This is a genomic window from Gemmiger formicilis, assembly GCF_900167555.1.
Taxonomy (GTDB): domain Bacteria; phylum Bacillota; class Clostridia; order Oscillospirales; family Ruminococcaceae; genus Gemmiger; species Gemmiger formicilis.
In genome coordinates this window covers 246512-262357 of record NZ_FUYF01000003.1, presented here as the reverse complement: position 1 = coordinate 262357, position 15846 = coordinate 246512, and the positions used below count along the sequence as shown (strand labels likewise).

General features: G+C 60.5%; 14 protein-coding genes. All 14 read left to right on the top strand.

Going from position 1 to position 15846, the window contains the following annotated elements:
- Nucleotides 1-102: 102 nt before the first annotated feature.
- The 14 genes from B5D32_RS04420 (at nucleotide 103) to B5D32_RS04355 (ending at nucleotide 15820) form a co-directional block, all read left to right on the top strand.
- Entirely contained in the window at nucleotides 103-558 is a 456-nt protein-coding gene (locus B5D32_RS04420) for a cell division protein SepF (protein WP_078783889.1), read from the top strand.
- Entirely contained in the window at nucleotides 542-1345 is an 804-nt protein-coding gene (locus B5D32_RS04415; RefSeq protein WP_078783888.1) for a YlmH/Sll1252 family protein, read from the top strand. Before B5D32_RS04420 ends, B5D32_RS04415 begins: the two co-directional genes overlap by 17 nt.
- Nucleotides 1346-1419: 74 nt before the next feature.
- The gene (locus B5D32_RS04410; protein WP_078783887.1) at nucleotides 1420-2388 is read left to right on the top strand and encodes a DivIVA domain-containing protein; all 969 of its coding nucleotides are present in this window, start codon (nucleotides 1420-1422) and stop codon (nucleotides 2386-2388) included.
- Nucleotides 2389-2441: 53 nt separating this feature from the next.
- Nucleotides 2442-5216, top strand: a complete 2775-nt coding sequence (gene ileS, locus B5D32_RS04405) for an isoleucine--tRNA ligase (protein ID WP_078783886.1) — start codon at nucleotides 2442-2444, stop codon at nucleotides 5214-5216.
- A 66-nt stretch (nucleotides 5217-5282) separates the two neighbouring features.
- Entirely contained in the window at nucleotides 5283-5780 is a 498-nt protein-coding gene (gene lspA / locus B5D32_RS04400; protein WP_078783885.1) for a signal peptidase II, read from the top strand.
- Nucleotides 5767-6699, top strand: a complete 933-nt coding sequence (locus B5D32_RS04395) for an RluA family pseudouridine synthase (RefSeq protein WP_078783884.1) — start codon at nucleotides 5767-5769, stop codon at nucleotides 6697-6699. The genes lspA and B5D32_RS04395 overlap by 14 nt, the downstream gene beginning before the upstream one ends.
- Complete coding sequence (locus B5D32_RS04390; RefSeq protein WP_078783883.1) at nucleotides 6696-7532, top strand: Cof-type HAD-IIB family hydrolase; 837 nt, start codon at nucleotides 6696-6698, stop codon at nucleotides 7530-7532. The genes B5D32_RS04395 and B5D32_RS04390 overlap by 4 nt, the downstream gene beginning before the upstream one ends.
- Before the next feature lie 2 nt (nucleotides 7533-7534).
- A complete protein-coding gene (locus B5D32_RS04385; RefSeq protein WP_078783882.1) occupies nucleotides 7535-8008 on the top strand; it encodes a PTS sugar transporter subunit IIA in 474 nt (157 codons plus the stop codon).
- 333 nt (nucleotides 8009-8341) lie between these two features.
- Nucleotides 8342-9382 (top strand): ABC transporter substrate-binding protein, encoded by a 1041-nt coding sequence (locus B5D32_RS04380; protein WP_078783881.1) that lies wholly within the window; start codon nucleotides 8342-8344, stop codon nucleotides 9380-9382.
- Nucleotides 9383-9481: 99 nt separating this feature from the next.
- A complete protein-coding gene (locus B5D32_RS04375; protein ID WP_078783880.1) occupies nucleotides 9482-10429 on the top strand; it encodes an ABC transporter permease in 948 nt (315 codons plus the stop codon).
- Nucleotides 10422-11216, top strand: a complete 795-nt coding sequence (locus tag B5D32_RS04370) for an ABC transporter ATP-binding protein (RefSeq protein ID WP_078783879.1) — start codon at nucleotides 10422-10424, stop codon at nucleotides 11214-11216. Before B5D32_RS04375 ends, B5D32_RS04370 begins: the two co-directional genes overlap by 8 nt.
- A gap of 191 nt (nucleotides 11217-11407) precedes the next feature.
- Complete coding sequence (locus B5D32_RS04365; protein WP_078783878.1) at nucleotides 11408-13087, top strand: GDSL-type esterase/lipase family protein; 1680 nt, start codon at nucleotides 11408-11410, stop codon at nucleotides 13085-13087.
- An 18-nt stretch (nucleotides 13088-13105) separates the two neighbouring features.
- Nucleotides 13106-13861 (top strand): YjjG family noncanonical pyrimidine nucleotidase, encoded by a 756-nt coding sequence (locus tag B5D32_RS04360; protein ID WP_078783877.1) that lies wholly within the window; start codon nucleotides 13106-13108, stop codon nucleotides 13859-13861.
- A 69-nt stretch (nucleotides 13862-13930) separates the two neighbouring features.
- Nucleotides 13931-15820: an ABC-F family ATP-binding cassette domain-containing protein gene (locus tag B5D32_RS04355; RefSeq protein ID WP_078783876.1), complete on the top strand. Its 1890-nt coding sequence runs from the start codon at nucleotides 13931-13933 to the stop codon at nucleotides 15818-15820.
- Nucleotides 15821-15846: the final 26 nt, after the last annotated feature.

Sequence of the window (15846 nt, the reverse complement as noted above, 5' to 3'; positions counted from 1 at the left end):
GTATTGACAAGACTGCCAAAAAAGAAGATAATATTTAATGTATATCGCTGTAATGACGCGCTGACGTAAACGGCGCTTTCTAATCAAAGGAGTTTTACGACCATGTCCATGCTTGACAGTTTGAGAAGCAAGCTCGGTATCGACCCCGATGCAGATTCCTATGTAGATGACACTGAAGAGAATGTTTTCCCCGGCGGGCAGGGGGCTGCAGCTGCGCAGGAGTATACCCAGCAGCAGGAGATCAAACAGCACAGCAATAAGGTCGTGAACATCAACGCGACGACCCAGCTGCAGGTCGTTCTGGTCAAACCGGAACGCTTTGACGATGCGTCCAGCATTGCGGACCAGCTCAACGCAAAGCATACTGTGGTGCTGAATCTGGAGTCTGCCAGCAAAGAGGTCTCCCGCCGTCTGATCGACTTCCTGTCCGGTGTAGCGTATGCCAACAACGGCCAGATCAAGCGCGTGGCGACCAGCACCTTCATTATTACGCCGTACAACGTTGATATTATGGGTGACCTGCTCGACGAGCTGGAAAACAATGGCGTCTTCTTCTGATACCGCCAATGCGGTGCGCGGCTTTGTGCCGCCGCAGAATGACGGCGAGCGCCGCCTGATGCGCCGTGTCGAGGAGCTGTGCCGCGTTGCGGTAAGCCGCGGCATCCCGCGTTATACGGGTTTTCTCTCGGACCGGGAGCAGAGCCTGGCGCAGGCCGCTTGCAACAAGGCCGGGTGCAGCTGCATCCGCTTTTGGGGCGGCTTTGACGCGGCAGAACGCCGAGTGCTCTGTATTGAGCCGCCCGACGCCTGGCAGGAAGAACCGCTGGCCTACCTGCAATGCACCGCTTACGGGAATAAGCTGCCGACCCACCGGGATTATCTCGGTGCGATTCTGGGCCTTGGCCTTGAGCGCAGCTGCGTGGGGGACCTGCTGGCAGACCCCGAGCGTGAGGACACGTTTTACGCGGTGATCCTCGCCGACAAGCAGGAATTTATAAACGCGGAGCTGACCGGCGCAGGGCACTGCACCGTGCATACTGCGTGCATCGACGCACTGCCCGCCCGTCTGGCCGAAAGCCGCGAGCGCACCCTGCAGGAGGCTACCGTGCCGTCCCTGCGTGCGGACGCGGTGCTGGCAGCCATGTTGCACACCTCCCGCACCCGCGCGGCAGAATATATCGCCGCGGGCCGTGTAGAGATCAACCACCTGCCGTTGAAGGCAGCCCACGAGACCGCCTACGCCGCGGATATTTTTACAGTGCGCGGCGTGGGGCGCTTCAAGCTGGCGGCCATCGGCGGCAAAAGCCGCAAGGATCGTCTGTTCATATCCTTTTACCAATATTGAGCGCAGGATCGCCCGCAGCGCTGCGGGCAGGGAATAACGGGGCCGTGCGCCCCGCATACAGGAGGAAAGCTGTCATGATCTCTTCCGAGGATGTCCGCCACGTCACATTTGACAAAGCGTTCCAGGGCTATCGCCGTGAGGATGTGGATGATTATCTCAAGCAGGTCGCCCAGGCAATGGACGACCTGGCTGCCCAGAATGATGATTTGCAGAAAAAGCTCGTCATGCTGGCCCAGCGCATTGAAAAATACCGAACGATGGAAAACTCCCTGAGTACGTCGATGATCAACGCCCAGCGCATGGGGGACAGTATTATCCGCGAGTCCAAGCAGAAAGCGGCGGAGATCATCCGCTCGGCCAACATCAAGGCGGAGGACCGTGAGCAGCGCGCCCGCGATGACGTCGAGCTGGCCAAGCAGGAGATCGTCACGCTCAAGGGTGAGGCAGACAGCTTCAAGCGTTCGCTGATCGAGATGTACCGCAAGCATATCAACCTTATCAATAAACTGCCCGATTATACCAGACGGCCCGAGGATGAACCCGTTCCGCCGCCGTCCCCGGCCCCGGAGCAGGCCGCTGCCCCTGCGGCAGAGCCGCAGCCCGCTGTGCAGGCCCCGGTCTACACGGCCCCCGCAGCCCAGCCTGTGCCGGAGTCGGCCCCGATACAGCAGGCAGCCCAGATGCCCGCCATGCAGGAGACGGCCTACTATGAGCCGCCCACAGCCCAGCCCGTGCCGGAGCCGACGGAAAGTGCCCGGGCTCAGGGCGAAAAGGTAGACACGGTGGAATTTGCCATCGCGCCGCACCCGGAGGAACCGGAGGAAGCCGAGCCCGCCCCGATCCCCGTGGAGGAGCCCGCCATCGACGAGACGCGATTCCAGGATGTCTCCGGCCTGTATGACGAGCCGGAGGCCAAGCCTGCCCGCCGCCGCAAGGCCGGTACGACAAGGCGCACGACCCGCAAAAAGGCAAGTGACGAACCGCAGGAGGAGCTGAATTCCCCGGCGTTCGATAACTTTGAAGGCGTTGACTTTGACAGCTGACGCCCGATGTGATATAACTAAAGAATCCAATAAATAGAGGAGAGTAGGAAACTTTGGCGCAGAACTACAACGACACCATCCATAAGATGCAGACCCCGTTTGAAATGCGGGCCGGTCTGCCGAAGAAGGAACCCAAAATGCTCGAGGACTGGGAGCAGAACCATGTCTATGAGCAGATGATTAAGAACAATGAGGGCAAGCCGCAGTACATCCTGCATGACGGCCCTCCGTATGCCAACGGCAATATCCACATGGGTACGGCCCTGAACAAGATCATCAAGGACATCATCATCCGCTATAAGAACATGTCCGGCTTCCAGGCACCCTACGTGCCCGGCTATGACACCCACGGCCTGCCCATCGAGCTGAAGGCGCTGAGCTCCCTCGGCGACAAGAAGGCCGGTGTCTCCAAGCTGGAGCTGCGCCAGATCTGCAAGGAGTTTGCCACCGAGCACATCGGCGTCATGAACGAGCAGTTCAAGCGTCTGGGCGTGCAGGGCGACTTTGAGAACCCCTACCTGACCCTGCGCCCCGAGTTTGAGGCCCGCCAGGTCGAGATCTTCGGCGAGATGGCCAAGAAGGGTTACATCTACAAGGGCATGAAGGCCGTGTACTGGTGCCCCGAGGACCGCACCGCCCTGGCCGAGGCTGAGATCGAGTACGCCGAGGACGAGTGCGATTCCATCTATGTCCGCTTCAAGCTGACCGACGACCCCAACGGCGTGCTGGCCAAGCATAACATCCCGCTGGACAAGGCATGGATCGTCATCTGGACGACCACCACCTGGACGCTGCCCGCCAACGTCGCGACCTGCCTGAACCCCAATCTGGAATATGCCTTCGTCAAGATCGGTGACGCCTACCACATCATGGCCCGCGAGCTCGTTGAGTCCACGATGAAGGGTTGCCATATCGACGAGTACGAGGTCCTGCCCGAGACTGTTCTCGGCAGTGAGCTCGAGCTCATGCAGTATCAGCATCCGTTCCTTGACCGCAAGGGTCTGGTCATTCTGGGTGACCACGTCACGCTGGAAGGCGGCACGGGCTGCGTCCACACCGCTCCCGGCCATGGTGTTGAGGACTTTGAGGTCTGCGTCAATCACTATCCGCAGGTTCCCGTTGTCGTTCCCGTGGACGACGCGGGCCGCCTGACCGCCGAGGCGGGCGAGAAGTTTGCCGGTCTCAAGGTCTGGGACGCCAACAAGGTCATTCTGGAGCACATCAAGGAGAGCGGCCATCTGATGGGCGTGCAGCACATCACCCACCAGTACCCGCATTGCTGGCGCTGCCATCATCCCATCATCTTCCGTGCTACCGAGCAGTGGTTCTGCTCCATCGACGCCTTCAAGGAGGACGTCTACAAGGCCATTGACAGCGTGCACTGGCAGCCGGCGTGGGGCCATGACCGCATGGCCGGTATGGTCCGTGACCGCAGTGACTGGTGCATCAGCCGCCAGCGCGTCTGGGGCGTGCCCATCCCGGTATTCTACTGCAAGAAGTGCGGCAAGTACCATATCACCGATGCCTCCATCAAGGCTGTGTCCGACCTGTTCCGCAAGGAGGGCAGCGACGCCTGGTACAAGTACGATGCCAACGACATCCTGCCCAAGACCGAGGTCTGCGAGTGCGGTGCCTCCGACTGGGAGAAGGACCCCGACATCATGGACGTCTGGTTTGACTCTGGCTCCACCTGGAGCGCTGTCTGCCGTGAGCGCCCCGAGCTGCGCTGGCCCGTTGATATGTATATGGAGGGTGCCGACCAGTTCCGCGGCTGGTTCCAGTCCAGTCTGCTGACCAGCGTCGCCACCCAGGGTGTGGCCCCGTACCGCGAGGTTCTGTGCCACGGCTGGGTCGTCGATGCCCAGGGCAAGCAGATGCACAAGTCCGCCGGCAACGGCATGGAGCCCAGTGAGATCATCCGCGACTACGGTGCTGACATCATCCGTCTGTGGGTCGCTTCCAGCGATTACACCGTCGACGTCCGCGCCGGTAAGGAAATTTTCCGCCAGCTGTCCGAGGCGTACCGCAAGATGCGCAACACGGCCCGCTTCATGCTGGGCAATATCAGCGACTTTGATCCCGCGAAGGATATGGTCGATGATGACCAGCTGTTCGAGATCGACCGCTGGGCGCTCGAGGCCTGCAACAAGCTGACCGCCACCATGCGCGATGCCTACGAGCACTACGACTTCAGCCGTGCCTACCACGCACTGTACAACTTCTGCGTCATTGATATGTCCAACTTCTACATGGACGTCATCAAGGATCGTCTGTACTGCGCAGATGACCACGCACGCCGCTGTGCCCAGACCGCGCTATACCGCATCCTGGTCGACTTCACCAAGCTGCTGGCACCTATCCTGTGCTTCACCAGCCAGGAGATCTGGAGCTACATCCCGAAGCTGGACGGCATGAAGGACTATGTTGTCTTTGAGCAGATGCCCGAGGCCAAGGCTGCCGCCGATGAGGCGTTTGAAGCTAAGTGGGACCGCATCATGGCCATCCGCGACGATGTCAAGAAGGTGCTGGAGCAGGCCCGTGCCGATAAGGTCATCGGCTCTGCGCTGGAGGCCGGTCTGACGCTGTACTGCAGCAAGGAGGTCTACGACTTCCTGAACGCCATCCCGATGGATGAGCTGGCTGACCTGTTCATCGTCTCCCACGTTGACCTTGTCGAGGGTGAGGGCGGCGTCAAGGGCCTGGTCGAGGGTCTCGGCGTCAGCGCTGCCCATGCGGCTGGCAACAAGTGCCTGCGCTGCTGGAAGTACGAGACCACCGTCGGTGAGGACGGCCTCTGCCCGCGCTGCGCTAAGGTCTTGAAGCAGTAAATTTACTCTACCGTCAGCGGTGCTTATACGTTTAAGCACCGCTGATTTTTTCGGATAAGGTGTTGTATGATTTCTGGTTTGTTATCGCTGGCAGGAGCGGCCATTCTGGTCGTCATTGACCAGCTCATCAAGCACTGGGCCACGGCGGCGCTGCTGCCGGTGGGCAGCATGGACGTGCTGCCCGGCGTTGTGGAGCTGCGCTACTGCCTGAATGACGGCATGGCGTTTTCGATGCTGGCCGGTAAGCAGGGACTGCTCATCGGCATGACGTCGGTCATGCTGCTGGCTGTCCTTATCATGCTGTTCGTGCGCAAAATGCCGCTGACAGAGCGCGCAGCCTGGACGCTGGTACTGGGCGGCGGCGTGGGCAACCTCATTGACCGCGTGCTCAACGGTGTGGTCGTGGACTACATCAATGTGCTGTTCATGCGGTTTGCCATCTTCAATTTTGCGGACATCTGCGTCTGTGTCGGCGTCGGTCTGCTGATGCTCGCCGTGCTGCTGGACTCTTTCAAAAAGGATAAGAGCGCAGAGCCAAAGGCGGACGAAGATGGAGCGGCTTGAGCTTACCGCAGCCCCCGGCGACAGCGGACGCCTGGACGCCTGGCTGACCGGGCAGTGCCCGACGCTGTCCCGCAGTGCGCTGCAAAATCTGATCGAGCAGGGGCTTGTGACCTGCGGCGGCGCGCCCGTCAACAAAAAGGATAAGGTGGCGCCCGGCAAAATCTACGCCATCGACCTGCCTGACCCGCAGCCCATCGAGGCCCGGCCCCAGAACATCCCGCTGGACATTGTGTACGAGGACGACGACCTGCTCGTTGTCAACAAGCCTAAGGGCATGGTCGTGCACCCGGCCCCCGGCAACCCGGACGGCACGCTCGTCAACGCGCTGCTTTACCACTGCGCGGGGCAGCTGTCGGGCATCGGCGGGGCCATCCGTCCGGGCATCGTCCACCGCATTGACAAGGACACGAGCGGCCTTCTCGTCGTTGCCAAAAACGATGCCGCCCATCAGGCGCTCAGCGCCCAGATGAGCGTACACAGCATCCACCGCGTCTACCATGCCGTGGTGTACGGTAACCTCAAGGAGGACGAGGGCTTTGTGGAAAAGTGGCTCGGACGCGACCCGCGGGACCGCAAGAAAATGGCCGTCCTGGCCGAGAACGCGGCGGGGGCCAAGTATGCCTACACGGGCTGGCAGGTGCTGGAACGCTGCGGCAATTTCACTTACATTGCGTGCAAATTAAAGACCGGGCGCACCCATCAGATTCGTGTACACATGGCCTCGACGGGGCATCCGTTGGCAGGGGATGCTGTGTACGGCCCCAAAAACTGCATCAAATCGCTGAATGGCCAGTGCCTGCACGCCAAGGAGCTGGGCTTTGTCCACCCGCGGACAGGGGAGTGGATGCAGTTTGATTCGCCCCTGCCGCCCTATTTTACAGAGTTTCTGACACGGTTAAGAAAGGAACATCGCGCATGAAACCACCCCTAAGCGATACCCTTGTGATCTGTGATATGGATAATACACTGCTGACGGCCAAGGAGGGCATCCCCGCCTGCAACCGCGCGGTCATCCAGCTGTACACCGGCATGGGGGGGCTTTTCACGGTGGCAACGGGCCGCCCGCCGGAGTCCATCCGCGCGGCGCTGGGGAACATCCGCCTGTCGCTGCCGGCCATCTCCTGCAACGGGGCGCTGCTGTATGATTTCTCCGCCGAGTCGGTGCTGCACCGCTCAACGCTGAACCGCGAGCAGGCGACGACGGCCATCCTTGACATCCTGAACAAGTTTCCGCATATAGGCGTGGAGGTCATGGCCGGAAACGGCGAGATGTTCGTCATCCATGCCAATGAGGTGACCCACGCCCATCAGGTGGACGAGCACCTCGGCAGCATTGCCTGCCCGGTGGAGAGTGTGCCCGACGGCTGGGTCAAGGTCGTCTTTGCCTCCGACCCGGAGAGCATCCGCAAACTGGGCCAGTACGCCAAGACGCGGTACTACGGGCGGGAAAACTACTTCCTGGCCACGAACAGCATTTACTTAGAGATCATGCCCAGCGGCGTCAGCAAGGCCAGCGGTCTGCATGACCTGTGCGCCCTCATGAGCAAATCCATGAAGAACACCGTCGTTATCGGTGATTACTACAATGACCTGGAGATCATGCGGGAGGCCGGCTACGCCGTGGCTGTCGCCAACGCACCGGCAGAGGTCAAGGCTGCCGCCGACCATGTGACGACCTGCACCTGCGCCGAGGGCGCAGTGGGGGAGTATCTGTACAGCCTGATCAGCAGAGCCGAAGGACGTGAGGTTTGACGATGAAGGTCAGCGAACTGATGAACCCCAAGGGCGTACTGCTCTATGCAAAGATCGATAACTCTGCCGACGCGCTCGGCATTCTGGTCGAGCTGCAGGAGGGCATCGGCGTTATCACCAACGGCAATGCCTACTACAATGCGGTCAGCTACCGGGAAACGTTCGGCGGCACAACGGCCATCGGGGGCGGCATTGCGCTGCCCCACGCCTGCAACGCGGGCGTGTCCGCACCGGGCATCTCGGCGCTGCTGCTGCGCCGCGGTGTCGACTGGGGCGCACCGGACGGGGAACCCGTGGATCTTGTGTTCATGATCGCTGTTCCGCCGGGCAGTGAGAGCCTGCATCTGCAGATCCTGGCGCGGCTCGTAAACCTTCTGAGCCGCAGCGACCTTGTGGAAAGCCTGCGCACAGCCAGCAACCCCCACCGCTTTGTGGAGCTGATCGCCAAGGCGGAAAACGCCTGTTTTGCGGAATAACACCGAAAGTTGTCCCAGCTTATTTGCAAGCTGGGGCTTTTTGTTTGCCTCCGCAGGGGCGCATTCTATATGTACTCGCGCAGCCTGCGGTAACTACCGCGGGCGGATATGGGATCCGCCCCTACGGGGCATCAATTTGGATATTCGTCAACATAACCAAAAAATGCTGCAAATCACAGGACGCATTATACGTATTTGCGCTTGCTTTAAACCGGTGAAGTGTGCTATACTTTAAAGCACTAAACCGGCTGCGCAGGAGGGACCCGCGTGAGGAGACGCGGGTGTACACCTGAAACAAAAAGGTTGCGCAGCAGGTACTATGGAGGAATAGACATGAAAAAAGCAGTTTCCCTTATGATGGCAGCCGCCATGACCATGGGTCTGGCCGCCTGCGGCTCCACCGCATCCACCGACACCGCCGCTTCTGCTGCGGACACCGCCTCCAGCACCGAGGCTGCTGCAAGCACTGCTGACAGCACCGTCGCTGCGGATGGCAAGGTCTATAACATCGGTATCTGCCAGCTTGTCCAGCATGAAGCGCTGGATGCCGCTACTCAGGGCTTCAAGGATGCTCTGGCCGAGAAGCTGGGCGAGGGCAGCGTCAAATTTGACGAGCAGAACGCCTCCGGCGATTCCGCCAACTGCGCCACCATTGTGAATGGCTTTGTCTCCAACGGCGTTGACCTGATCCTTGCCAACGCCACCGCACCGCTGCAGGCCGCCGCACAGGCGACTGCCGACATCCCGGTGCTGGGAACCTCCATCACTGACTACGCCACCGCGCTGGACATCAGCGACTGGACCGGCACTGTCGGCAACAATATTTCCGGAACCTCTGACCTGGCTCCGCTGGACCAGCAGGCAGCCATGATCCAGGAACTCTTCCCGGATGCCAAGAGCGTCGGTCTGCTCTACTGCAGTGCAGAGCCGAACTCCGTCTACCAGTGCGACGTCATTGAAGGCTACCTGACCGAGGAGGGCTACACCGTTGCCCGCTATGCCTTCACCGATACGAACGACGTCACCTCCGTGGCCCAGACTGCCGCCGATAACTCCGACGTCATCTACATCCCCACTGACAACACCGCAGCCTCCAACACCGAAGCCATCGCAAACGTTGTCATCCCCGCCAAGGTCCCCGTTGTGGCCGGTGAGGAAGGCATCTGCTCCGGCTGCGGCGTTGCAACGCTCTCCATCAGCTATTACGACCTCGGCTACGCCACCGGTGAGATGGCTGCCAAGATCCTCGCGGACGGCGCGGACGTCTCTGCGATGCCCGTTGAGTTCGCTCCGAACGTGACCAAGAAGTACAACGCCGCCAACTGCGAGGCGCTGGGCATCACCCCGCCGTCCGACTACGTGGCTATCGGCTGATTGAACTGAACAGCGACTGAAAATCATCATAACAGCGAGGAAGGGGAGATTACTCTCTTTCCCCGCTGTTTTGATGCTTTACGAAATGAGGATGTTTTTATGGATTTCCTGACCTCTTTGGTAAACTCCATGCCCGGCGCTGTGGCGCAGGGCCTCATCTGGGGCATCATGGCCATCGGCGTGTACATTACCTACCGCATTCTGGATGTGGCCGATCTGACCGTTGACGGCTCCCTCGGCACGGGCGGCGCGGTCTGCGTGGTGCTGGTGCTCAACGGCGTGCCTGTGGGCGTCGCCCTTGTGGCAGCCACGCTGGTCGGTATGCTGGCGGGCCTTGTCACGGGTCTGTTCCACACGGCCTGCGGCATCCCGGCAATTCTGGCCGGTATTTTGACCCAGCTGGCGCTGTATTCTATCAACCTGCGCATCATGGGCACCGGCACGGGCGGCGGCAAGGCAAACCTGCCCATCAGTGTGGACAAGTACAGCCTGCTGGTCTCGGCCCGCTATGTCCGCGCGCTGGCGCTCAACAACCCGATCTTCGTGCTGCTCATCTTCTGCGCGGTCCTGATCGGTGTGCTGTACTGGTTCTTCGGCACGGAGCTTGGCTGCTCGCTGCGCGCTACCGGCGCAAACCAGCACATGGCCCGCGCCCAGGGCATCAACACGAACGTCACCATCGTGCTCGGCCTTATGGTTTCCAACGGCCTTGTGGCGCTGGCTGGCGGTCTGCTGTCCCAGTACCAGGGCTTCTCGGACATCAACATGGGCCGCGGCGCCATCGTCATCGGTCTGGCCGCCGTCATCATCGGTGAGGTCATCTTCGGCAAGATCTTCCGCAACTTTGCGCTCAAGCTGACCGCCGCTGTCATCGGCGCGATCATCTACTACATCGTTATGAACTTCGTGCTGCGCATGGGTCTGTCCACCGATGACCTCAAGCTGCTGACCGCGCTGGTCGTGGCCGTGTTCCTGACCATCCCGTACTGGAAGGGCAAATACTTCACCAAAGTACCCGTGAAAAAGGGAGGCAAGGACAATGCTTGAGATCAAGAATGTATACAAGACCTTCAATGCAGGAACCGTCAATGAGAAGGTCGCCTTGAAGGGACTGGATCTGACGCTGGAGGATGGCGACTTTGTCACGGTCATCGGCGGCAACGGCGCGGGCAAATCCACGATGCTGAACGCCGTCGCGGGCGTCTGGCCGGTGGATATGGGCAAAATCATTATTGACGGGAAGGATGTGACCCGCCTGTCCGAGCACCAGCGTGCCAAGTACATTGGCCGCGTGTTCCAGGATCCGATGATGGGCACTGCCGCGACGATGCAGATCGACGAGAACCTGGCCCTGGCGGCCCGCCGGGGTCTTGCCCGCACGCTCAAGATCGGCATCACGAAGAAGGAGCACGACGAATACTACGAGCTGCTCAAAACGCTGGATCTGGGGCTGGAAAACCGTATGACCAGCAAGGTCGGTCTGCTCTCCGGCGGTCAGCGCCAGGCTGTCACGCTGCTGATGGCGACCCTCAAAAAGCCCAAGCTCCTGCTGCTGGACGAGCACACCGCCGCCCTTGACCCCAAGACCGCGGCCAAGGTGCTGACGTTGTCCGAGAAGATCGTCGAGGAAAACCACCTGACCACCCTGATGATCACCCATAACATGAAGGATGCCATCAAGTACGGCAACCGCCTGATCATGATGTACGAGGGTCACGTCATCTACGATGTGCGCGGCGAGGAAAAGAAGAACCTGCAGGTCAGCGACCTGCTGCAGCGCTTTGAGCAGGTCAGCGACGGCGAGCTTGCCAACGACAGAATGCTGCTTTCCTGAAATCGAACCCAATTTTGCCCGGGATGTCAAATCCCGGGCTTTTTGCTTGTAATAAAATTGTAATACGTGACAATTTTTTGAAAACCATGTTCAAAGCCCGGCAAATATGATATAATTCATACTATGTATACTAGGTGGGTTGTGGCCATGGGTACGCCCGCTTTCGATAATTAAGGAGGTTGCCGTTCCCGATGAGCAGAGAACGTAATGAGGAGAAAAAAGGCCTGAGCCCGACACAGCGCAAAGCGTGTGTGGTGCTGGCGCTGTGCGCGCTGGCCGTTGTGATGAGCATTCTGGCGGCATGGGTGCTGCCGACGAAGCTGGGCCTGTTTGCAGGCGGGAAGGATTCCTACGACCCGGACGCCTACCCGCTGGATACGACGCTGGATTCCATCCTGCCGCAGAGCGCGGCGGATGACGCCTATATTACGGCCAGCATTTTTGCGGGTGACCAGTACGCCGTGACGCTGCAGAAGGACACCCGCATCACGCTGAATCAGTTTGTCGGGCAGGAGGGATTGCAGATTTCCAAGGCGTTGTCCACCTCCTGTGTAAACTTTGCATCGGACGCCAGCAGCTACACGATCCCGCAGGCCATCCCCAAGATGAAGGCCCGCCGCGTCTTTGTGGTGCTGGGCGCGAACGATGTGGATGGCTCGGTCAGTGTGGACTCCTTCATTGCTGACTACAAGCAGTTCTTGCAGAGCATCCGCTCGGCCTACGCCTACTGCGACATCATCGCGGTGGGCATCCCGCCCGTTACCGAGGACAGCACGAACGCTGCCGAGACCCAGACCCGCATTGACCAGTTCAACCAGGCCATTGCGGCGGCCAGCAGCGATCTGGGCTTCAAGTACCTGAACACCGCCGAGGCCCTTAAAAACACCCGCGGCTACGGCGAGGGCACCTACTTTGAATCCAACGGTTTCAGCACCTCCGGCGCACGCGCCCTGCTGGAGTACGCCAAGAGCCACGCCTGCAATACGATGGACAGCCGTCCCGACACGTCGGACATCCCGCAGCGTGCGTCGGCCTCCGCAGGCAGCAACACGCCGGTGCCGACCTCGACGCCGACGAAGTTCACGGCCAGCTATGAGGTCGAGGACAGCGCCAAGGGCACGCTGACCGGCAACGGCCAGACCGGCGTGTCCAGCGTCGAAATTCAGGCCGACTCCGGCACAAGCGTCAACGTCACGGCAGTGGCGGCGGAGGGCTTTGTGTTCTACAAGTGGAGCGACGGCGTCACCACCGCGACCCGCTATGACAATATTACCAAGGACATCTCCGTCAAGGCCATGTTCAATGACGCCCGCGTCGAGCTGACGCTGGACAAGGGAGATACGACGATCAAGCAGGGCGAAAGCCTGACTGTCAATGCCGCGGTCAAGCTGGGCAACAAGGCCTACGACGCCGCGAACGTCCAGTGGTCCATCAACGATGAGATGGAGAAGAACGGCAGCAGCCTGACCTTCAAGCCCGATGCTGCCGGGACCTACACGATCAAGGCAGGCATTGAGATCAACGGCACCTTCTCGACGGCACAGCTGATCGTCACCGTGGAGGCCGAGGCCACCACGATCAACATCAGCGGCACAGGCACGCTGACCGCAGGCCAGAGTACGACGCTGACGGCTACCGTGGAAAACGGCAGCGGCGACACGCTTTGGGGCTGCGAGGAGACCTCCTGGCGCACAACGGGCACGCAGGTGACCTTCACGGCCAACGAGCCCGGCACCTACCACATCCACGCGGTCAACAACGGTGCGGACAGCGTCTTTGTGCTGACTGTCAGCGCCGCGGCTACGCCGGAACCCACCGCTGTGCCCACGCCGATGCCGGAGTCGACCTCCGCCGATTCCACACCGCAATAAGCATACGAGGTTACAAAGATGGCAATTTATACCTGCGTCCTTCTGGACGTTGACAATACGATTTTGGACTTTGACGCCGCAGAGCGCCAGGCCCTGACCGATATGCTCGCCGAGTACGAGCTGCCCCACGACGAGGCCACTTATGATACCTACCACAAGGTCAACCGCGAGCTGTGGGATTCGCTGGCCAAAGGCCAGCTGAACAAGCAGAAGCTGTTCCAGATCCGCTTCTCCCGCTTCATGCAGGCCATGCAGCTGCCCGACAACGGCAAGGGCAAGGCCATGAATGACCGCTATGAGGAGCTGCTGGCGACCCATGCCGACCTGCTGCCCGGCGCACTGACCGCGCTGGAGGAGCTGAGCGAGGTCGCCACGCTGGCCCTCGTCTCGAACGGTGCCATTGCCGTGCAGGAGTCCCGCATTGCGGCCTCCGGCATCGACAGGTACATGGACGGCATCTATATTTCCGAGAAGGTCGGCGCGGCCAAGCCCAGCGCCAAGCTGTTTGAGCATGCCTTCCGTGACCTCGGCATCACGAACAAGAGCCGTGTGCTGATGGTCGGCGACGATCTGCTGGCCGACATCAAGGGCGGCCTGAACGCCGGCGTGGATACCTGCTGGTTCAACCCCGGCAATCTTGAAAACAAGTCCGGCATCACGCCCAAATATACGGTGAGCTCCTATGAGGAGCTCTACCGCATCGTGATGGAGCCGGAGGAACTAGAAAATATCGGTGTGCGCAACCGCCGCCACAGCAACGAAGCCCTGCTGTAAGGCAAGGGCGCACTGCCGCTGCCCGTTTGTCAGGCGGCGGCATCATTTTGGAATTGAGGATGTACCGCTATGTTGTTGGAACTTCAAAACTTAGGCAAGAGCTTCGGCGAACACGAGGTACTGCGTGATGTAAATGCAGGTGTCGAGCGCGGGGATCGTATCGGCATCATCGGTGCCAACGGCACCGGCAAGACGACGCTTTTGCGGATCCTCTGCGGCGAGAGCCTGCCCGACGCCGGAGATGCCGCGTTCGGCACCGGCGTGACTACCGGCTACCTTGAACAGAACGCCCGGCTGGACCCGTCACTGGACATCTATGCCACAATGCGGCTGGTCTTTACCCCGGCGCTTGACGCCATGCAGGAGATGGACGCGCTGCAAAAGCAGCTGGCCGCAGACCCGCACAATGCGGAACTGACCGAAAAGATCGCCCACTGCACCGCTGTCATCGACGCGATGGACGCTTATAACATGGACACCCAGATCAAAAAGGTGCTCAACGGCATGGGCTTTCCCGCCGACACCTGGACAAAGCTGGCGGGCGTGCTTTCGGGCGGTGAGCAGACCCGGCTACGTCTGGCACGGCTGCTGCTGGAGCGCCCCGACCTGCTGATCCTGGACGAGCCGACGAACCATCTGGACCTGGAAACGATGGAGTGGCTCGAAAATTATCTGAAAGCCTACCGCGGTGCGGTGCTCGTTGTCAGCCATGACCGCTACTTCCTCGACGCCGTCTGCACCCGCATTTGGGAGCTGCGCGGCAAGAGCATCAAGACCTACCGCGGCAACTACTCGGCCTATCTGCCCCAGCGCGAGGCCGCTGACGAGCGCCAGCAGAAGCTGCATGACGCCGCTGTAGAAAAAGCTGCCAAATTGCAGGACTACGTGGACCGTAATCTTGTGCGCGCCTCCACGACGAAGATGGCCCAGAGCCGCCGCAAGCAGCTGGAAAAGCTCGAGATCGTCGAGGCCCCGACCACTGAGGCGTGGGAGCTGAACTTTCGCTTTGAGTACGACATTGAGCCCTATGACGAGCTGGTCATCATGAAGAATCTGAGCGTCCATATCGGTGAACGCACCCTCATCGACGCCCTGGATTACGTCGTTCACCGCGGGGACAAGCTCGTCATTGCAGGTCCCAACGGCGCAGGCAAGTCCACGCTTTTGCAGGTGTTGGACGGCAAGCGCCGCCCGTCGGGTGGTATGGTCCGCCTGGGCAGCGGCGCCAAGCCGGGCGTATTCACTCAGCAGCAGGCCCGCCGCGCAGGCCGCGTCATTGACGCTATCTGGAACCAGTACCCGCGCTTTACCGAGCTCGAGGTCCGCAGCCATCTGGCACGCTTCGGCTACCGCGGTGAGGAGGTCTTTAAGGACTGTGCGTCGCTGTCCGGCGGTGAGCTGGCCCGCCTGCGCTTTGCTGAGCTGGCGCTCGAGCGCCCGAACCTGATGTTCCTGGACGAGCCGACGAACCACCTGGACATCTACATGCGCGAGAGCCTGACCCAGGCGCTGGCGGCCTACACCGGCACACTGCTGCTCGTCACCCATGACCGCTACCTGATGCAGACGCTGGGCTGCCCGATCATGTACCTGGAGGACGGCAAAGCGACGTTTTACCCGAGCTTTGCCGCCCTGCAAAACCGTGACGCCGGTAAAACCCAGGAGCAGCAAAAGACCGATGACACTGCCAAAAAGCAGGCATACGGCAAGGAGCAGCGCAAGCACCGCGCCGAGGTCCGCGCCCGCCTGAAAAAGGTGGAGAGCGAGATCGAGGAGCTGGGTGCGCATATTGTCGAGCTGGAAAATGAGATCAACGACCCCGAGGTCCTGCGCGACCATCTGCTGCTGCGCGACAAATGCGACGAGCTTGACGACACCCGCTTCCACCAGCAGGAGCTCTACGACGAGTGGGAAAAGCTGGCCGAGGAGCAGGAAACCTTTGAAAACGAGGGCGAATGACCTTTTTACCGTTCTGTAACTTGTAT